This window comes from Staphylothermus marinus F1, assembly GCF_000015945.1.
In the GTDB taxonomy this organism is placed as follows: domain Archaea; phylum Thermoproteota; class Thermoprotei_A; order Sulfolobales; family Desulfurococcaceae; genus Staphylothermus; species Staphylothermus marinus.
This window is the reverse complement of record NC_009033.1, coordinates 1,191,030-1,209,684: the sequence shown is the minus strand read 5'-3', so window position 1 is coordinate 1,209,684 and position 18,655 is coordinate 1,191,030. Positions and strand designations below refer to the sequence as shown.

Annotated in this window: 19 protein-coding genes and 1 tRNA gene; 10 read left to right on the top strand and 10 right to left on the bottom strand. The window is 36.2% G+C overall.

What is annotated here, in order from left to right:
* From SMAR_RS06470 to amrS, 4 genes are all read right to left on the bottom strand, one after another.
* Positions 1–696: an acetate--CoA ligase family protein gene (locus SMAR_RS06470; RefSeq protein ID WP_011839525.1), complete on the bottom strand. Its 696-nt coding sequence runs from the start codon at positions 694–696 to the stop codon at positions 1–3.
* 17 nt (positions 697–713) lie between these two features.
* Positions 714–2,099 (bottom strand): acetate--CoA ligase family protein, encoded by a 1,386-nt coding sequence (locus SMAR_RS06465; protein ID WP_011839524.1) that lies wholly within the window; start codon positions 2,097–2,099, stop codon positions 714–716.
* Between the two features lie 72 nt (positions 2,100–2,171).
* The gene (locus tag SMAR_RS06460; protein WP_011839523.1) at positions 2,172–2,957 is read right to left on the bottom strand and encodes an ATP/GTP-binding protein; all 786 of its coding nucleotides are present in this window, start codon (positions 2,955–2,957) and stop codon (positions 2,172–2,174) included.
* Between the two features lie 17 nt (positions 2,958–2,974).
* Positions 2,975–4,012, bottom strand: a complete 1,038-nt coding sequence (gene amrS / locus SMAR_RS06455) for an AmmeMemoRadiSam system radical SAM enzyme (RefSeq protein ID WP_052833943.1) — start codon at positions 4,010–4,012, stop codon at positions 2,975–2,977.
* Positions 4,013–4,218: 206 nt separating this feature from the next.
* On the opposite strand from amrS, the gene prs reads away from it, so the two are divergent.
* The 3 genes from prs to SMAR_RS06440 are packed head-to-tail and all read left to right on the top strand — an operon-like array spanning position 4,219 to position 6,921.
* Entirely contained in the window at positions 4,219–5,124 is a 906-nt protein-coding gene (gene prs, locus SMAR_RS06450) for a ribose-phosphate diphosphokinase (protein WP_244372362.1), read from the top strand.
* A 31-nt stretch (positions 5,125–5,155) separates the two neighbouring features.
* Positions 5,156–6,169, top strand: a complete 1,014-nt coding sequence (locus SMAR_RS06445; RefSeq protein ID WP_011839520.1) for a DNA methyltransferase — start codon at positions 5,156–5,158, stop codon at positions 6,167–6,169.
* Positions 6,166–6,921: a ribonuclease Z gene (locus SMAR_RS06440; RefSeq protein WP_011839519.1), complete on the top strand. Its 756-nt coding sequence runs from the start codon at positions 6,166–6,168 to the stop codon at positions 6,919–6,921. The genes SMAR_RS06445 and SMAR_RS06440 overlap by 4 nt, the downstream gene beginning before the upstream one ends.
* On the opposite strand, the gene SMAR_RS06435 is transcribed toward SMAR_RS06440, so the two are convergent.
* Together SMAR_RS06435 and SMAR_RS06430 are read right to left on the bottom strand one after the other, a co-directional pair.
* A complete protein-coding gene (locus SMAR_RS06435; RefSeq protein ID WP_011839518.1) occupies positions 6,916–7,353 on the bottom strand; it encodes an RNA-binding domain-containing protein in 438 nt (145 codons plus the stop codon). The two genes, SMAR_RS06440 and SMAR_RS06435, sit on opposite strands and share 6 nt — an antisense overlap.
* On the bottom strand, positions 7,328–7,897 hold the full coding sequence (locus SMAR_RS06430) for an AAA family ATPase (RefSeq protein ID WP_011839517.1): 570 nt from the start codon (positions 7,895–7,897) through the stop codon (positions 7,328–7,330). The genes SMAR_RS06435 and SMAR_RS06430 overlap by 26 nt, the downstream gene beginning before the upstream one ends.
* A 133-nt stretch (positions 7,898–8,030) precedes the next feature.
* Between SMAR_RS06430 and thpR the strand changes: the two genes are divergently transcribed.
* Genes thpR through SMAR_RS06415 form a run of 3 tightly spaced genes read left to right on the top strand, consistent with a single transcriptional unit; the run spans position 8,031 to position 10,776 of the window.
* On the top strand, positions 8,031–8,603 hold the full coding sequence (thpR, locus tag SMAR_RS06425; protein ID WP_052833854.1) for an RNA 2',3'-cyclic phosphodiesterase: 573 nt from the start codon (positions 8,031–8,033) through the stop codon (positions 8,601–8,603).
* Complete coding sequence (cca, locus tag SMAR_RS06420; RefSeq protein ID WP_011839515.1) at positions 8,603–10,027, top strand: CCA tRNA nucleotidyltransferase; 1,425 nt, start codon at positions 8,603–8,605, stop codon at positions 10,025–10,027. Before thpR ends, cca begins: the two co-directional genes overlap by 1 nt.
* The gene (locus tag SMAR_RS06415; RefSeq protein WP_052833853.1) at positions 9,970–10,776 is read left to right on the top strand and encodes a hypothetical protein; all 807 of its coding nucleotides are present in this window, start codon (positions 9,970–9,972) and stop codon (positions 10,774–10,776) included. The genes cca and SMAR_RS06415 overlap by 58 nt, the downstream gene beginning before the upstream one ends.
* Here the strand turns inward: SMAR_RS06415 and SMAR_RS06410 are convergent.
* Positions 10,754–11,050: a hypothetical protein gene (locus tag SMAR_RS06410; RefSeq protein ID WP_011839514.1), complete on the bottom strand. Its 297-nt coding sequence runs from the start codon at positions 11,048–11,050 to the stop codon at positions 10,754–10,756. The genes SMAR_RS06415 and SMAR_RS06410 overlap by 23 nt on opposite strands.
* A gap of 247 nt (positions 11,051–11,297) precedes the next feature.
* Between SMAR_RS06410 and SMAR_RS06405 the strand changes: the two genes are divergently transcribed.
* A tRNA-Pro gene (locus SMAR_RS06405) sits at positions 11,298–11,406 on the top strand.
* Between the two features lie 468 nt (positions 11,407–11,874).
* The gene (locus SMAR_RS08745) at positions 11,875–12,066 is read left to right on the top strand and encodes an ArsR/SmtB family transcription factor (RefSeq protein ID WP_169696944.1); all 192 of its coding nucleotides are present in this window, start codon (positions 11,875–11,877) and stop codon (positions 12,064–12,066) included.
* 30 nt (positions 12,067–12,096) lie between these two features.
* Here SMAR_RS08745 and SMAR_RS06400 read toward each other — a convergent pair whose 3' ends face one another.
* From SMAR_RS06400 to gins23, 3 genes are all read right to left on the bottom strand, one after another.
* On the bottom strand, positions 12,097–12,348 hold the full coding sequence (locus SMAR_RS06400) for a hypothetical protein (RefSeq protein WP_011839513.1): 252 nt from the start codon (positions 12,346–12,348) through the stop codon (positions 12,097–12,099).
* A 136-nt stretch (positions 12,349–12,484) separates the two neighbouring features.
* Positions 12,485–15,628 (bottom strand): AAA family ATPase, encoded by a 3,144-nt coding sequence (locus tag SMAR_RS08705; protein WP_011839512.1) that lies wholly within the window; start codon positions 15,626–15,628, stop codon positions 12,485–12,487.
* Between the two features lie 39 nt (positions 15,629–15,667).
* Positions 15,668–16,243 (bottom strand): DNA replication protein Gins23, encoded by a 576-nt coding sequence (gins23, locus tag SMAR_RS06390; RefSeq protein ID WP_011839511.1) that lies wholly within the window; start codon positions 16,241–16,243, stop codon positions 15,668–15,670.
* 127 nt (positions 16,244–16,370) lie between these two features.
* Here gins23 and SMAR_RS06385 point away from each other — a divergent pair, with 127 nt between their 5' ends.
* Both SMAR_RS06385 and SMAR_RS06380 read left to right on the top strand, forming a co-directional pair.
* Positions 16,371–17,360 carry a replication factor C small subunit gene (locus SMAR_RS06385; RefSeq protein WP_011839510.1) on the top strand — a complete coding sequence of 330 codons (990 nt, stop codon included), beginning with the start codon at positions 16,371–16,373 and terminating at the stop codon, positions 17,358–17,360.
* Between the two features lie 20 nt (positions 17,361–17,380).
* Positions 17,381–18,652 carry a replication factor C large subunit gene (locus tag SMAR_RS06380; protein ID WP_011839509.1) on the top strand — a complete coding sequence of 424 codons (1,272 nt, stop codon included), beginning with the start codon at positions 17,381–17,383 and terminating at the stop codon, positions 18,650–18,652.
* The last annotated feature ends 3 nt before the right edge of the window (positions 18,653–18,655 follow it).

Here is an 18,655-nt window from a genome sequence, read left to right as displayed (position 1 = left end):
CTAAGTTTTAAGTATTATTCTAGCATCAACGACGACTGCGTTATCCGGATATGCCATTACAGGGTTTAAATCTATAGATTCAATCTCTGGGTTTTCTTCTAATAGTTTTGATACAGATAATATTATTTTAGCTAATGATTTTTTATCCACGGGTGGCTGTCCACGATAGCCTTCCAATAGTTTTGATGCCTTTATTTCACTCATCATCTCAAAAGCATCTTCTTCGGTTAATGGTGCTATTCTAAATGATACATCTTTTAATACTTCAACAAATATTCCTCCGAGACCAAACATTACTACGGGCCCGAATATGTTGTCTCGTAACCCACCAATAATTACTTCTAATCCTTTTGGAGCCATTTTCTGGATCAGTACTCCAACGATTCTAGCTCCTGGAGCATTTTTAGATACGTTTTCGTATATCTTATTGAATGCTTTGATAAGTTCTTCTTTGGATTTAATATTGAGAATTACTCCTCCAACATCGCTTTTATGGCTAATATCTGGTGAGACTATTTTTAATACAAGAGGATATCCTATTTTTTCAGCTATTTTAATTGCTTCTTCTAGAGATCTTGCGATTGCTGTTTCGGGTGCAGGAATATTATATGCTTTTATTATTTCGAATGCTTCGTGTTCTAATAGTTTTCTTCTTTTTTCCTCATATGCTTTTTGTATTATTTCTCTAGGATTCATTCTTATCAACCCATTTTTTATTTTTGAGCAACACCTCTAATTATGGAGTACGTGTATAAGGCTTTCAATGCCCTTGCAGCTCTTTCAGGGGATTCAAATACTGGTATTCCCTTATCTTCAAGATAAGCTTTAAACTTCTCTGCTTCTTTGCTCCCAATAATTATGATTAGCATTGGTTTGTTGTATTTTCTCTTTGCCTCAACGAGGTATTCGAATAGTTTTCCTCTTATCCCAGGAATTTGGGGAAGAGCAACTACTATAACCGCGTCAACATCGTTTCTAGGCAGAAGTTTTTCGAGAACGGTAATATAGCGTTCATCGTCGGCATCACCAGTTAAATCTATTGGGTTCTCGACAATACAGTGAGGTGGTAGAATTTTTTTCAGCTCGCCTCTTAGATCTTCTGGTGTTCTCGGCAACTCGAAGCCTTCGCTTGCCAATGCATCTGTTAACATTACGCCTACGCCGCCAGCATCTGTTACAATATATACTCTTTTCCCCTTCATTAAAGGCTGAGTTAACAGTGTTTTTGATAAATCCATTATTTCATCAAAGCTTGAAGCCTCTATTAGGCCTGCCTGTTTTATAGCTGCTTTATATAGTTGGTAATTTCCTGCTAATGCTGCAGTATGGCTTGCAGCTGCCATACTTCCTCTAGCTGTTTTTCCAGCCTTATATATTACTATCGGCTTCTTCTCTACTACTTTTCTCGCTTTATCAATGAAGAGTCTTCCACGCCCGGGTTTTAATCCTTCTAGATACATTATTATGAGCTTTGTTTTTTCATCTTCTCCGAGATACTCTATTAGATCTATATCATCTACATCGATCTTGTTTCCATAACTTATTGCTCGAGAAACGCCTATGTTTCTATAAGCCATCCAATCAAGTAGTGCTGATGCGAATGCACCGCTTTGACTGATAAAGCTTATATATCCTTTCTTAGGCCTCATCATTTTCTCGTCCGGCAAGAAGAAAGTGTCTACGCCGCTCCAATTATCATATATTCCTAGACAGTTTGGCCCTATTATTCTAATACCGTATTCCATAGAGATTTTCTTAACTTCCTCCTCTAACCGTTTACCCTCTTCAGTTCCTGTTTCTCGGAAACCACCACTTATGATAATTGCTGCTTTAACACCTTTCTCGCCGGCATCTCTAAGAACCTGTGGAACTACTGGGGCTGGAACAACTATTATAACTAGATCAATAGGTTCAGGTATGTCTTTCACTGAAGGATAGCATTTTAATCCGAGAACTTCTTCGTATTTAGGATTTACTGGGTATATTTTGCCTTTAAATCTTTTCTTGAAGTTTTCAACTATTACGCGTCCAACTTTGCCTTCCTTAATTGTTGCGCCTACTATAGCTACGCTTTTAGGGTTGAAGAATTTATCGAGCAATAAGCATGCACCCTGCGAGAATGTTTTTCTCTATAAACGCATAATTTATTTATAAATAAATAAGGGATTTGGTCATAGTTTCTCTGAAGGCTCTTCAGTATAGAAATCTTCTCCGCCGGCAACAACTCTTTGTATGGCTGCATAAAGGTTGTTATATCCTAGAAGCTTAGTAGAGGATACGGGTATAATTTCTGAGGAAACAAGTTTTTCTAATATCTCTAAAATTTCTGACTCGCTCCACATTATTGAGGCTTTTTTATCATTTGCTACTTTTGTTGCCAGGATAGTTGGGTCATCATGATATGAAAGGATCTCGTAAATAATATTTTCTGGAACCATATCTATTTTGGTCAATACATTGATTTGTGGCAAACCTATTCTAACTTGGGTACTAGCGGATAAGAGTAGTGCTGAGAAATAGTTACTTGGCCTAGAAGCATATACTACATCTATGAGGAACAACGATGCAGCTTTATGTTCACCGATTAAAGTATCAATTATTATTGGGCCTGTTTCTCGGAAAGCAAAAACCTCCATTTGACCAGGTGTATCAAGTATTATATAGTTTGATTTAAGAGACCATACCTCCTCTTTTAACTCTTCTATTCTAAGAGCTAACATGTCTACAGCAGCTATTAATGCACCATTCGGGCCTAGACCCTGTGTTCTCATTAGTTCTCTTGCGCTAACATATTCTCTAGCGTCAACATCGGGTTTGTAAGGTAGAACTTCAACAGCAGGATCGAGATTAACTATAGCTGTATCCATACCGTTATTAATGAGATAGTCTTGGAGAGCTGAGGCCAAAGTAGTTTTGCCGCTACCGGCTGTTCCAAGTACAACAATATAGTATGGCAATTCTTCAACCACCTACACTATATAAGGAATAACCGGGACCTACTACCCCAGAATTTTCCTTTGAAGTTTAATTTGTATCCGCAACGTTGACATTTGAAATCCTTGCTAAGCCTCCAATCAACTATGTAGAAGCCTAACCGCTTAACTACTAGTTCGCCGCATCTAGGACAATATGTGTTCTCCAATGGGTGATTCCACACGTTACCAATATAAACATGTTTAAGGCCCTCCTCCATAGCTATCTTAGCTAGTTTCTCAAGGATTTCTACAGGTGTTGGTGGGAGATTTTGAAGTTTATAGTCTGGGTGGAATCGTAGTAGGTGAAAAGGTGTTTCATCTCCTAAATTCTCAACAATCCATCTCGCAAGTTTGCGTATATCCTCTTCTTTATCACCGTATTGGGGGACGACGAGATTTGTTATTTCAATCCACCATCCCTCCTTCTTCATTGCAAGTATAGAGTCGAATATAGGCTCTGGATCTAGTACTCCCATGAATTTCCTATAAAACTCCTTGTTCCCCCCACCCTTGAAATCAACTGTAGCAGCATCCATATATGGGCCTAACTTCTTAATCGCTTCTGGCGTCATGTATCCATTCGTAACCATGGTATTGAATAATCCTTCTTTCTTAGCTAGCTTAGCAGTGTCATACATGAACTCATAGAATACTGTTGGTTCATTATACGTGTAACTTATGCCTTGGCAACCATTCTCGATCGCTAACTTTACTACTTCTTCTGGATCATATGGTTCTCCAAATATTTTATCCATTCTCGACTGGCTCAGAACCCAGTTCTGGCAAAACCTACAATAGAAATTACATCCCGCCGTTGATATTGAGAATACGCATGCACCAGGGTTAAAATGCATTAATGGCTTCTTCTCAATGGGATCTGGATTTGCAGCTGTTAATAAGCCGTATACCAATGTATAAAGTTTTCCATTATGATTGTATCTAACACCACAAGCACCAAAAGCTCCCGGCACAATAATGCATCTCTTATGGCATAGATTACAGACTACTCTTCCATCTCCCAGTGGTCTCCAAAACATTGCCTCCCTAACACCGGGTCTCCAAGGATCAAACTGATGCCTTCTACTAACCACGACTCATCCACCATTATAATATAAATGTAAATAGCCTAGTATAGATTCTTTCATTAAAAGTTAATCTATACGTACTTTCTACGTGCTAATGTATACTTTTATCTATATATAATAAATAGTTATTTATGTGGAGAAATAATTAGGTGGGATTCGTGGGCGTAGTTATTGCAGGTAAAAACTATGAAACATTTGCTGAAAAATACGCTTCCCTGCTAGGATACGAATTAGTGGATATTCAAACCAAAATTTTCCCAGATGGCGAATACTATGTTAGAATTAAAAAACCCGAATTAATAAGTGGCAATAAAGTCGTCATAATTAATACAATGTATCCTAGACAAAATGATTCCTTACTAGAAACATTAATGCTAATAGATGCTGCCCGAAGATCGGGGGCGAAGGACATTGTTGTCATAATTCCTTATTTAGCATATGCTAGACAAGACAAAGTATTTTTGGAAGGCGAACCAGTAACAGCAAGTATTGTTGTTAAAATGATAAGGACTATTGGTGCTAATGCATTAGTTGTGGTAGATATTCATAGTGTTAAGACACTTGAAGATTTTAACGGTAAAACATTGAATATACTAGTATCAGATGAACTTGTCGAGAAAGCTTTGAGTATCCTTAATGATCCAATAGTTATCGCTCCTGATAAAGGCGCACTGCATAGAGCTAGGTATGCTGCTGAAAGACATGGCTTAGAATATGATTACTTAATAAAGAAGAGGGACAGAATAACAGGAGAGATCTCGATGATGCCTAAAGAACTTAGAATTGATGGAAGGGATATTGTAATCATTGATGATATTATAAGTACTGGGGGAACAATAGCTAATGCAACAAGAATTCTTCGTTCTCATGGAGCCCGTAAAATTGTAGTGGCAGCTACTCATGGATTATTTATTGGAAACGCATTTGAAAAGATTCGATCAGCAGGTGTCGAAAAAATATATGTAGCGAATACTCTTGGAATAACTCATAAAGAACCATTGATAGAAACAGTAGATGTGAGTGAGAAAGTAGTTACAGAAATGAGAAATAACAATATTATATGAATAGTATAGCTGGATAGAGGCAAGAAAGTTTTTGGAAGAAAAAATATATTATTTCATTCTTTCAGGAGATCACGAAGAATTATCTTTAGCAGAGCTTAAAGCATTATTGGAAATAATAAATCCTTCCGCAGAAATAATGGAATGCTATCCAATGATCTGTCTCGTAAAAAACGTTGATGAAGTCATTGCAGAAAAAATTATTCGTAGAGCTGGATATATTAAAGAAGCTGGTAAATTGTTGGGAATAGATAATCCATATAATCCAGAACTAAACTATCTAGATAGAGTTTCCGAGCTAGATGCTAAATATGTAAAAGTGAGTATTATTAAATCAACAATTGAGAAAGAAATAGCTGATAAGTATAGAATCTTATTAATTTCTAAAACCAATCTAAACAACTACCATACCAGAAGCAAGTATGTACACTTAGTTTTTTCAAGCGGGAGAGCTTTTATCGGATATCCTCTCTTCTTCCTTGAAACAAGGAATTTTTATCGTAGAAGACCTTCTACAAGACCGTTTTTCAGAAGCATAGCTTTACCGATAAGGTTATCTCGTTTATTAATAAACCTTGCAAGAGTTAAGGAAGGCGAGGTATTACTTGATCCTTTTGCCGGAACTGGGAGTATATTAATTGAGGCTTTAATGATGAAAATTAGACCAATCGGTATCGAGATTGATTGGGAGCTTGTACGGGGTGCTAGAGAGAACTTATTACATTATGGGTTTAACAATTGGGTACTAATATTAGGAGATAGCACTACTATTAAATTATCTGGTATTGATGGAATAGCAACTGATCCGCCATATGGTAGAGCTGCGAGTACGCATGGATTAGGAGCTGAATATATATATTTAAAATTCATAGAAAACTCTGCTGAATCATTGAAAAATAAAAGGTACCTAGTGTTTATGGCTCCATATAATTTATCTAAATATATTGATGAGATACTATGTTCTAACGGTTTCATTATAAGAGGAAAACACTATATGTTCGTACATGGAGGTCTTACCCGGGTAATTTATGAGGCGTTATTAATATGAATACTAAAATTTACATGTTAGGCACAGGAGCGGCCATGCCTATATCTAGGGGGCTACCATGTATTGCTTTAAGAATAGATTCCAATATATATTTACTAGATGTTGGAGAAGGTTGCCAACAAAGATTGTTTAAAGCTGGGCTTGGATTAGTAAAAATCAATGCTGTAATGATTACTCATCTCCATGGAGACCATTATCTCGGATTATTCGGGATGTTTCAATCAATGCATTTATCTAATAGAAAAAACGAACTATATTTGATCGCTCCTGCTAAACTAAAGGATCTCTTAAAAGAATTCATAGAACTAGGCTTGGCTAAAATTGAGTATCCACTTTATTTTGTTGAAGCAAGAGAGGGAGAATTATATAGGGATAGTAAAATCAGTGTTGAGGCCTTCAAAGTTGTTCACGGAATTGAAGCATACGGGTATATATTAATGCTTAAGAATGGTAAGAGAATTGTATATACCGGCGATACAAAACCTTTTGAGGAACTAGAATCTATTGCAAAGAATGCTGATATATTGATTCATGAAGCTACTTTTACAAGTGATTTAAGGAAGGAAGCATGGGAGCAGGGTCATTCAACAGCGGCTGATGCAGCTATTACTGCGTACAAAGCGGGTGTGAAGGAGCTTGTATTAACTCATATTAGTTCTAGATACAAGGATGTTGAACCATTATTTGTGGATGCATATAGATATTTTAGAAACGTGGTTGTTGCTGAAGACTATATGGTTATATATTTATAACTCATCGGGTAGAGGTCTGTTTCTTCTATCACTTGGTGTATGTTTGCCTGGAGCTAACCAATCAATAATTCTCTTTGGATCATTTGATTCTATGCTAAATCTTATCGCTCCAAGTGGTGACTCGTTATCGCCGTCTACAAATGATATCTTGCCTACATATGCTGCTTGTTTATGAAGCATGAACGTTATAATGTTTCCTCGGAGTCTTTTATATAATAGAGATCTTACGGCTGGGACAATCTGTTCGATTCTTATCAAATTATATAGTTTACCTAGCGATTCTAACCTAGTTGAGAATCCTTCTACTCTCTTATATTCGTCGTCTTCATTGATTAGAGTGATTTCTCCATTGAAGACATTTTCAATTGCTTTAATAACTTTCCTATCATCTTCTGTGGGGTTGATCCTAGCTGTCACTGTTATCTTTAGCATTTTTCTCGACCAATTTCTTTAGTATATTATATGCCCCCCTATAAGCTTCTTCAATACTTCCCTCATTAACGATCATGTAGTCAGCTAATGCTATAACATTTCCTAAACCGAACTGGAGCTCGGTTAGATCACGTTTTACAAAATCTTCCCAATTATCTGGATCTCCAGGTCTATTTCTTTTTCTTATTCGCTCAAACCTGGTTTTGGGGGATGCATGAACAGCTAATATAACTGTTTCAGCATACTTTTTGAAAACTTCCACTTCTACTAAGCTCCTAACTCCATCCACAACGATTACTCCTCTTTTTTCCTTTATTTGCTCAATAGTTTTTCTAGCAACATAGTCTTCACCATATAATTTTCTGACTCTTCTAGATGTTTCGCGCATAGTTTCAGGAGTTATTATCCCGTAAAGCCTTGATGTTTCCATCCTAATAACATCCCCCATATTATATACTGGGAGACCTAGGTCTCGAGCTGCCTTAGAAACTATGCTTTTGCCGGCACCAGGCATGCCTGCTACTAATACTATAAATAGTTTCATTATGAACACCTAGGCGTCTAAGCTAGTTGTTTTCACATAATTGATGTTAATAACTTGTTTTAACCAATACTGTTTATTAGCTTTGAATTTATTATTTTCTAATCATAGAGCTAGTAGGGAGAGGATGCGAATAATGTCCGGGGAGAATCTTAGAGTATTTGTAGCAATCGATATATTAGAACCTAATGTACTAGACCAGCTCAGCAAAATCAGAGATTTACTGCTGGAAAGCAAAGCTGATTTAAAACCAGTCGCTACTGAAAACATGCATATCACATTGAGATTCATTGGTGAGACACCATTACATTTAGTAAACAGTATATGTAATGATCTAGGAAAAATAGAGTTTGAACCGTTTAAGATAAGAATAAAAGGTGTTGGTGTCTTCCCAAATATTGCAAGACCAAGAGTTATATGGGCTGGAGTTAGTCAAGGAGTAGAGAATCTTTCTAAACTACATGATATTGTGGAAAAAATCCTTAGAAAACATGGAGTTCCTCCACAGAGAGAAAAATTCATACCCCATATTACATTAGCTAGAGTGAAAAGCGGCAGAAATATTTCAAGGCTAGTAAAGATCATAGAGAGTATAGCTGATACTGATTTCGGCGAAGTCTTGGTTGACAGAATAGTATTAAAAAGAAGTATTTTAACCCCTAGTGGGCCAATCTACAGAGACATATGTGTAGCAAAGGCTAGGGAATAATGGTTTCAAACGATAAATATGATTATATAGAAAAACTCGTTCTTGCTAGAATAAAGCCTAAAGAAGAAGAATATAGTAAGTTAAGGAAAGCATTCAATTTTATTAAAAAACATGTTGAAAATGTCTTAAAAGAAAATAATGTAAAAGCAAAAGTAACTCTTCAAGGAAGTTTTGCGCATGATACTTGGCTGTCGGGAGACAATGATCTCGATGTATTTGTATTGTTTCCACCTGATTGGAGTATAGAGGATCTAAGGGATAAAGGTTTTAATATATTATTAGAAGCAGCGAAAAGAATTGGAAAATATGAAATACGATATTCTCAACATCCATATGTTAGAGTTTATATAGGAGATATAAGAGCGGATCTTGTTCCTGGATACGAGGTTGTCAGCAATAAAGATATTAGAACAGCAGTTGACCGCACTCCATTTCATACACAATATGTTAACTCAAAACTAGACGATAAAATGAGGGATCAGGTTCGCATACTTAAAAAATTCCTAAAGAATCTCGGTATTTATGGAGCAGAAATAAAAACTAAGGGATTTTCCGGATATGTCGCTGAGCTTTTAATAATAAAATATGGTAGTTTTAGAAACCTACTTAGAGAAGCAACTAATTGGAAGCATCCAGTATATATTAACACACTGGATAACGAGGAAGAATTCAAAAAAATAAAAAGGCTTTTAAAGCAAAAATATCCCGAATCAGTTCTATACATCCCAGATCCGGTTGATCCATATAGGAATGCTGCTGCATCTGTTTCTCTGAGAAGTTTAGCTATATTCGTGGTGGCTTCAAGATGTTATCTTAGAAAACCTGATCTAGTGTTTTTCTTTGATGAACAAACTCTTAATCAAGAAATAGTAGTTGAATCCTTGGATAATAGATGTTTATTACTTGTTGAATTGCCATTAAAGGAGAAGTTACCTCCAGATATTATTTGGGGAGAGATTCAGAGAGTAGGGGATCGAGGAGCTAAGGTTCTTATTAACAATGATTTCAATGTGATATACTGGGATGTTTGGACGGATGAAAAAGAAAAATCATATATACTATATGAGCTCGATTACTGTGAAAAGAAAAATCCTAGACTATATAAAGGACCTGAATATTGGGCCAAAGATAGAGTTCTAAGGTTTATAGCTAAACACATTGAACACAACGCTATAGGCCCATGGATCAATATGCATGGACAACTAGTATCTCTCAAAAAAAGAAAATATGAGAGTGCTCAAAATCTCCTTATCGAAAGGAGCTGGGAATATATTGTCACTCCTCATTTCAAAGGGCTAACTCCGAAAATACACGTTGTAACAAGAGACTTTTTAGAAAAAATATGGGGCCAAGGAGGAATTAGTAAATGGTTAATGAAATCTATTTTAAGAAGACCGAAATGGATGGAGAAGTGCATAGAATAGCAAATGAATCAACAGATGAGTTCCTCTCCTATATTCTTTGCTTTCCGAAAACTAGTTGTTCCCTTTATGAAAAAAGACTTCTCCTTCTTAAAAAATCCGGTTTCGACTATATTGTTGAAACAGGCAAAAATATTCTTGGATACAAAATTATTGGCAAGGGATATTCATCAATAATTGTATTGGCTCATAACAAATTTTATGGATATGGAGCTTTAAAGCTCCGTAGACTCGATAGTAGGAGATCAAGTTTAGGCTATGAAGGCATGATACTTGATTATCTTGATAAAACATTATTGGTTCCACAATTATATCTATGGAGCAACGAATTCATATTTATGGAATACCTTGATCCCCAAAAATGTATTAGTATAGACAAAGTAATTACACAAAGCTTGATTAGAAAAGATAGGAAAAGAACTATGAAATTGCTTAAGAAAGTAATTCTAGCACTGTATTTCATTGATAAACTGAATATTGATCACGGAGAACTGAACAGACCTTATGATCACCTATACATCTGCAAAGGCGAACACGTTAAAATAATAGATTGGGAAAGCAGTGGTTATAGGAAACCTCATAATTTAACAATGTTTATGTCTTTTCTTCTATACAGATATAATCATAGAGAAGAACTAGTGAATCTTCTAGGACTAAATAGAAATCAAATTATCAAACTACTAAAGAAGTACAAGAAAACTCTTTCTATTAAGGATATATCACCATTAATTAAATCTCTTGAGCAGCCATAAAGTTACCTGCCCTTATATTCATATTCAACAGACTGCTGGATTTCTCATTCATAAGTTTTCTCTCTAACGCGCTTATCAACGAATAACGTCTCATTATTTTAATGGAAATATCGTTTATCGAAGGTATTGATAGATCGTGTTTGCATCTTGGACAAATACCTCCATAAACACGGATGACTTCTTCAGGTGTAGGTATACCATAGTAGTCTTGGCCAACCTCTTTAAACTCCCATAATACGTTTCCACAGTGTTTGCAAACATATTTCACCGGCATGTATTTCACCACTTATTTAAATTTGTAAAATTTATATTTAGTAATACTGGCTAGTAATACTTTCAATGAATGATTAAATAATATCTATTAATTTCTTCTATAGTAATACCATTTTATTTCAACAAGGAATACGGTAATACCCAAGATTTTATTTAAAAGTGGGAGAGTGGTGGGCGAAAGTATTCTAACTATTCGGTTATTGTTTAATAAAATATAAAATCTCTAAATAACTTTAATGAAAAAGAAGGGGGCCGTAGTCTAGCCTGGCTAGGATGCCGGCCTGGGGGGACACCCCGCTAGCCAGGCCTGGTGTCACAGAGCGCCGGTGATCCCGGGTTCAAATCCCGGCGGCCCCACTATTGGTTTTTTCTTCCGAGGAATACCCCACCAGTTTTCATTAGAAAAATCCCTTATTATTGCCAAGAGCATCCTTTTTTATTTCCTCTTTGCCACTCATATGCATTCATTTCAGTCATACAACAGAATTTTATATAACATCATATACCTAACTACCTTTACATCACATTAACATCTCAGATCATCCAATGGGTTATATTGGCGATTATACTATGGTAGATATAATTAAGGAAGAGGGTACAAAATATAAATAAATAATGGAGATTAACATGTCCGAGAAAACATATAAGATGACAGTGTCTTTTAGTGAACTGTTTAAGAAAAAACCTTTAGGATGTAGTACTGAAGTATACAAGAACCTGGGAGATAAAGTTCAAAAGAAGTTATAATTCCAAATGATAAAAGCTTAACAAAATAGCAGAACATCTTAGCATCTTATCTAATCCCGTAGGCTAAAAATAGTCATTTTGCTCTCTCAAATAGAGCTTCCAGTTTGTATTATCTCGTCTATTTTAGGTCTTGAACAAAGCTTGGTTTCCCATCATTTAGCTGTTCTTAGAAGAGCTAACATTGTTGGAACGAAAAATGTTGGTAAATATAGATTTTACTATTTAAAAACTAATAGCTTGTTGGAAAGTATTTTAAACAAGCTCCGCTGATGTTATATTGAAAAACACTACTACAGTATCTCACTGCGTCTTCCTACTTATCCATTCAGATCTATACTTCCATAGTGCTGGCGGGGTCCATATTATCCATGCAGGTACTTTCTTGATGAATTCATATGCTTCTTCCCAGCTTTCAAGATTCAGTTTATCGGCTAGTTCATCTAGGCTCATAGGTCTATGCAGGTACTCTTTTATGATCTCAAGTGTTTCCTCATTTATCTCTATTTCTTTATCTCCAACTCTTACCACGTATTTCGGTGATTTCTCCGCCATTTAGATTACACCATTTCTAAAATGTTGCTGTCTTAAAGGTTTATGAGTTTGTTTGGCTTATTAATTTTATTCGTGTGATGAGGCGTTCCAGCATTGAGCCTGTTGGCTGTGAAGAAAACTTCTTTCGCCCCACTGATCAATATACTTTTGATAAAACACCTGGTCTCGGCTCATATACTAGTCCGTCTTTTTTAAGCCGTCTTATCATTTCAATAACGAATTCTTTATCAAATCCTTTCTCTTTAGCTAGATTATATAATTCCTTATATTCTATTTCATCGTATTCCTCGAATACTTTATCAATGAATTTCATGAATTCCTTCATTTTAACCTGCTTACTTCTAGAAACACCTAGTTCTACTAGGTCGATATCTAATCTGCCGGATTTAACATCGTAACCTACTTTTCTCAAACTATAATACATTAAACGAATAGCTTCTTCAGCATCCTCAATTGTTGCTTTAGTTTTTAAAGCCATTTTTGCGTGAGCTTCTGATAATCTGATTAATGCTTCTAATTGTCTAGGTGTCATAGCTATGGCTGGTGGGCCTTCCTTACTAGCTTTTACACCTGAAAGCCTCATGTTTACATAGAAGTCTAGAAGCAATTTTTTAGCTTCTTGTGTTAGTTTTGGCCTAATATATCTTCTTGCATAACTAATGTATTTTTTGAGGAGCTGAGTATCGATTAATGGTTTTGCTTTCTCATAGTCTGTATGTATATCTAGTATATGCTTAGCTAGTAGGGTATCTTTGGTTTTCTCCGGTATATCTTCAACTATAAATATTAGGTCAAATCTTGATAGAATAGGTGGTGGGAGATCAATGTTTTTACTTACTGGTAATGAGTGATCGTATCTTCCAAGTTTCGGATTACCAGCTGCGAGAACAGATGCTCTAGCATTTAGTCTGGCAACGATGCCTGCTTTGGCAATACTAACAGTATTATGTAGTATGAGACCGTCCGAGACAAATAAGTGGTAGGGTTCAATAGTTATATCATAAACCCAGTCCGAATCCGTATTCTTAATTACTTCTACATCAGTAATCATTCTAATGACAGCGTCTTTACCTAATGCTTCTTCAAGATCCTTTAATCTTTTCCTTAACATGTCTAGTTTATCCTTAAGTCTTATGAGAAGTTCTCTACGTGATTTAAGATGTAACAGTTCTGTTTGTGTTTCATTTCTCAATCCGAGAACCTGGGATAACATAATTACTTCTTTCTCAACTTTTTTGATAATACCTGCTAATATTTCAAAGTCGTAGACATTTAGTTCCTTAGCTATCTTGGTTAATCCCATTGAGTATAATAGCTCGTACCATGTTGCTGGGTATAAATGGCAGTTCATGATTTCATATAGTAATTCATCGCTGAAAACAACTTCTTCAACTCCATGCATTAATAGAAGTCTTCTTAGAGAACATGGACCAGATGGATAAAGTCTTATCTCGTTTTTATGTTTAACAATGAAGGTTGGTATATCTATACTCATTAATTGATCACGCATTTCAACGGCTTCAGAAATGTTTTTGGCATGAATATATGGAAGTTCTTTATCTAATACGATCTTTCTCCTAATATTATTGATTATGTCATCTTCATTTACTTCTTTAATAATTTTATGACCTAGCACACCTATGGTTAGAGTGCCTTTACGAACTGTATCAGCTCTAACTGTTTTGATTTTTCCATTATTAATTATCAGCACTGGATGTTCTGGTGTAACGATTATTTCTGCTCCATTACTAAATCTTAACTTTATAAATTGATCAGGTGCTTTATGCCTACTTACTCTATCTGCTTTTACAAGCACTTGTTCTCCTGAACGCATATTGTATGAGAGAAGGAATAAGTCATCTACGAAAAGTATCTCGGTATCCTTACCCTTAATGACTTTTTCCCTATTCTTACCTATCAGCTCATCTACTAAATCTCCAATCCTAACCTTCCTACCATCTGCCAACATTATTTTGAAATCTTTATGATAACTTTGCTGTTCTAATGCTTCATGTATTGCGCTTCGATCTTCTTCTCTCATTTTATCTATCTCATCTATACATGCAACTCCTCCATCAGCTAATACCAATGCTCCAGCTTCGAGATAATATTCTCCTGTTGCTTTATCTCTGAGAACACTTGCTGTTAAACCAGCAGCTGTCGATCCTTTCCCGCTAGTATATATTCCGCGGGGGGCGATTTTTGCAGTATATTGTAGCATTTGGGATTTAGCAGTACCTGGGTCTCCTACTAATAATATATGTATGTCTCCACGTATTCTTGTTCCATCAGGTAATAATTTAGGTACTCCTCCGAAAAGCAACAATGCTATTGCTTCCTTAATGTTCCAATGACCATAAATGGCTGGTGCAATGCTTGCTATAATTTTCTCCCTGATCCATGGATCTCTTGCCAACTCCTTTATTTTGTCCTCATCCTCACGCGTTATCTCTATTTCCTCCAATACTTTCTGTTGAACATCAACATAGTTTGCTTCGAGATAGAATCCAAAAACGGATTTACCAATACCTCTCTGCACAGAGCTTGTGGGCATAACTCGTAGTATCCCTGTTACTAAGACTCTATCACCAGGTCTCGCTGAATCCACTAGATCACCGGTAAGAACAACCTCAATACTTCTTGGGATCTGGCCAGGAGGGATTTCTTCTGGTTTTTCTTGTACAACTATTTTTTGCCAATCAATAAATCTAGACTTATTCAATAATAACTGGAACTTACCTGTTTTCCCACATATAGGGCAGTATGATGGCTTCTCTATTCTCTCCCCCATCTCTCCTTCTTCAGGCCATTCAAACTCTGCTCCACATTCTGCATGTTTAAAAACAGCCTTAACCAGTCTAGCTTCAACTCTTGTCAGCCTAGTCAATATACCTTCTACAGCGACAAATTTCCCTATATACTCGCTTGTTAATTCCCTGATCCTTAACACTTTGCTTGGGTTACGGAATCTTGGATAAAACTTATCTACGGACTCAGCATATTCTGGGTTTTCTCTCCTCATTAGCTCCTTAATCGCTATACTAGCTGCTTCTATGGCTGTGTCAGGATTGTTTTCAATAATATGTGCTAGTCCTCTATCGAACAATGTTATGTCGTTGAAATCAATTAATAGGCTTCTCTGACCCATTAGAGCCATATGGCTTATTCTTTCACGGTATTTAAACATGCCTGTTCTTCGATCTCTGAAATCCCATAGAAACCTTTTAAACCTTGTTACAAGATCTGGTTCTGTTTTTTCCTTTTCCAATGTATATGTCAATTTGAATATCCTCCTCTACACACAAATATTATAGTTAAACTAATGTTTTTCTATTCTCAGACTCTTCATCCACTCGTCGAGAGAGCTCTTTAACAGGTTTAATAATGTTTTTTCTTCCTCGCTTAGTTTATCAAGAATATCCTGGGGGATTTGGGGTAATAAGAGAATATATAATATTTTCTTTAAACGTGTCTTACCAATTGTATAGATTAGATCCTCATATGTTTTAAGCTCTTGTAACAAGTTGATGTCAGCGTTTTTATTAAGCTTCTCACGTATTTCCTCTATTTCTTTTTTGATTAATAAGTAGAAGTATCTTGGAACCTTTACGAATTGTGGACGGCCAATGGTTGATTCTTCGTTGTATGCTATACTAGATAGTTTCTCAACACTTATATCATCACTCTTAATATTAACGATCCCATTTTTCAATAACTCGTAAGCAACCCATCTAGGCAAGTTATACTCGGCTCCTCTAACTAGATCAATAAATCCCTCATGTGTTAAAACCCTGAAATTACCGCCTATAACTTCTACTCGTACCTCCTCCTCCATAAAATCTCTCATAATAAACTCTATTATTTTATCAACCAAAACCGTATGAATACCTGTCAATAATTAAATCACCCCTCTAAACCAATAGTTTAACTAGGCCCCCTAAAAAGGGGCCCCCATACAACATGTTGTGGGGTACAAATATATGTTTGTCCCAGACATAGATATTTGTTAGGTGTGTCAACATATGAGTAGCTCTCGAGAAGTTATAGCTGAGTTATTATGGGCTGAAAAGTATAGGCCTAAAACATTGGATGAAATAGTTGATCAAGAAGAAATAGTATCTCGTCTCAAACAGTTTGTTAAGGAAAGAAATATGCCTCACCTACTATTCGCCGGTCCTCCAGGTACTGGTAAAACTACAGCTGCTCATTGTTTAGCCCATGACTTATTTGGAGAAAACTATAGGCAATACATGTTGGAGCTGAACGCTAGCGATGAGAGAGGGATAGATGTTATACGTAGCAAGGTAAAAGAATTCGCTAGAACAAGGGTTGCAGCTAATATTCCATTCAAAATAGTCCTGTTGGATGAAGCAGACAATATGACTGCAGACGCACAACAAGCTCTTCGTAGACTTATGGAAATGTATACTGCAACAACAAGATTCATATTAATAGCTAACTATCCAAGCAAAATAATTGAGCCAATCCAGAGTCGATGCGCAGTATTCAGGTTTGCACCGCTGAAAAAAGAAGATGTTATATCAAGGCTTAAATGGATAGCTGAACAGGAGAAAGTTGAGATAGATGAAGAAGCTCTGGAAGCAATACATGATTTATCAGAGGGAGATATGAGGAGAGCAATCAACATATTACAAGCAGCTGCAGCACTTGGTAAGGTAACAGTTGATAGCGTCTATAAAGTAGTTGGATTAGCTCATCCCAGAGAAATAAGACAAATGATACAGTTAGCATTAGCAGGCAACTTTAACGATGCACGCGAGAAGCTGAGAGAACTAATGATCAATTATGGATTAAGCGGGGTCGACGTTATTAAACAGGTTCATAGAGAAATATTCAGCACAGATATCAAGATACCAGATGAATTCAAAATAATTATAGCAGACTTAGCAGGAGAAATACAGTTTAGACTAGTTGAAGGAGCTGATGATGAAATACAGCTAAATGCTTTCCTAGCAAGGCTAGCATTCCTTGGAAAGAAACTAAAACCATAAACTAAACAAAGGTATCCGGAATGCCCCGTAGAATTCCATGGATAATAAAGTATAGGCCAAAGAAAATCGCAGATGTAGTTAATCAGGATTCCGCTAAAAAACAATTTATCCAATGGCTTGAATCATGGCTTAAAGGCAAACCATCGAAGAAAGCCGCTCTACTATATGGTCCGGCGGGTTGTGGTAAAACTAGTCTAGTCGAAGCAGCAGCTAACGAGTATGGCTTAGAAATAGTAGAGATGAATGCTAGTGATTTTAGGAGAAGACAAGATATTGAGAGAATAGCTAAAACAGCTGCTTTTATGAGAAGCCTTTTCGCCCGTGGAAAAATCATATTATTGGACGAGGTCGATGGCATAAGCGGAACAGCTGATAGAGGAGCTATAGATGCTATACTACACTTACTAGAAATAACACGTTACCCTGTAGTTATGACGGCTAATAACCCCTGGGATCAAAAACTTAAGCCTCTCAGAGACGCTTCATTAATGATTGCTTTTAAGAGACTAAGTGAGAGAGATGTAATAATAGTTCTAAAAAGAATATGTCAACTCGAAAAACTAGAATGCGAAGATGCAGCTTTAAGAGAAATAGCTCGGAGAAGCGAAGGAGATCTTAGGAGTGCAATAAATGATCTACAAGCAATAGCTGAAGGATTTGGCAGAGTAACTCTTAACTGGGTAAGGGAATTATCGGCGTATAGGACTAGAGAATATGCACCATTCGAAGCATTACAGAAAATGTTTAATGCAAGATATATATTTCAAGCTAAATCTGCAATATCTCAGGCAAACATAGATTATGAAACAATGATGATCTGGATAAACGAGCACATACCAACCTATTACGATGATCCAGAAGAGATTTGGAGAGCATATGAAGCACTTAGTAGAGCAGACGTATACATGGGTAGGATTCGGAAGAGTGGTTCATGGGATCTTTTAAGCTATGTTTTCGATATGATGGGGCCTGGAGTAGCATTTGCTAGGAAAATATATAGGTATAAGTGGAAAGCATTTCGTTCTCCAAAAAGATTACAATTATTAGCACAAACTAAGAGAAGTAGAGAAGTTAGAGAAGGCATAGCAATGACACTGGCTCCTAGACTATTAACAAGTAGAGCAACTATTAAAAGAGATGTTATACCTTTCCTGAAAATAATATTTACACATGCTCCCAAATATGCGGCTAAAATCGCATTGGGTTATGGATTAACGGAGGAAATGATTAAATGGCTTGCAGGACCTAAGAGTAGTGAGGTATTAGCTTATTATAGAAGACTTAAGAGATAATTT

Excerpts from the sequence above, each read along its gene's own strand:
- SMAR_RS06430 (WP_011839517.1), bottom strand. The coding sequence starts at position 7,897 with ATGAAACTATTTATAGTATTAGTAGCAGGCATGCCTGGTGCCGGCAAA.
- SMAR_RS06435 (WP_011839518.1), bottom strand. The coding sequence starts at position 7,353 with ATGCTAAAGATAACAGTGACAGCTAGGATCAACCCCACAGAAGATGAT.
- SMAR_RS06400 (WP_011839513.1), bottom strand. The coding sequence starts at position 12,348 with ATGGCGGAGAAATCACCGAAATACGTGGTAAGAGTTGGAGATAAAGAA.
- cca (WP_011839515.1), top strand. The coding sequence starts at position 8,603 with ATGGTTTCAAACGATAAATATGATTATATAGAAAAACTCGTTCTTGCT.
- SMAR_RS06470 (WP_011839525.1), bottom strand. The coding sequence starts at position 696 with ATGAATCCTAGAGAAATAATACAAAAAGCATATGAGGAAAAAAGAAGA.
- SMAR_RS06415 (WP_052833853.1), top strand. The coding sequence starts at position 9,970 with ATGGTTAATGAAATCTATTTTAAGAAGACCGAAATGGATGGAGAAGTG.
- SMAR_RS06380 (WP_011839509.1), top strand. The coding sequence starts at position 17,381 with ATGCCCCGTAGAATTCCATGGATAATAAAGTATAGGCCAAAGAAAATC.
- amrS (WP_052833943.1), bottom strand. The coding sequence starts at position 4,012 with ATGTTTTGGAGACCACTGGGAGATGGAAGAGTAGTCTGTAATCTATGC.
- thpR (WP_052833854.1), top strand. The coding sequence starts at position 8,031 with ATGTCCGGGGAGAATCTTAGAGTATTTGTAGCAATCGATATATTAGAA.
- SMAR_RS06385 (WP_011839510.1), top strand. The coding sequence starts at position 16,371 with ATGAGTAGCTCTCGAGAAGTTATAGCTGAGTTATTATGGGCTGAAAAG.
- SMAR_RS06410 (WP_011839514.1), bottom strand. The coding sequence starts at position 11,050 with ATGCCGGTGAAATATGTTTGCAAACACTGTGGAAACGTATTATGGGAG.
- SMAR_RS06440 (WP_011839519.1), top strand. The coding sequence starts at position 6,166 with ATGAATACTAAAATTTACATGTTAGGCACAGGAGCGGCCATGCCTATA.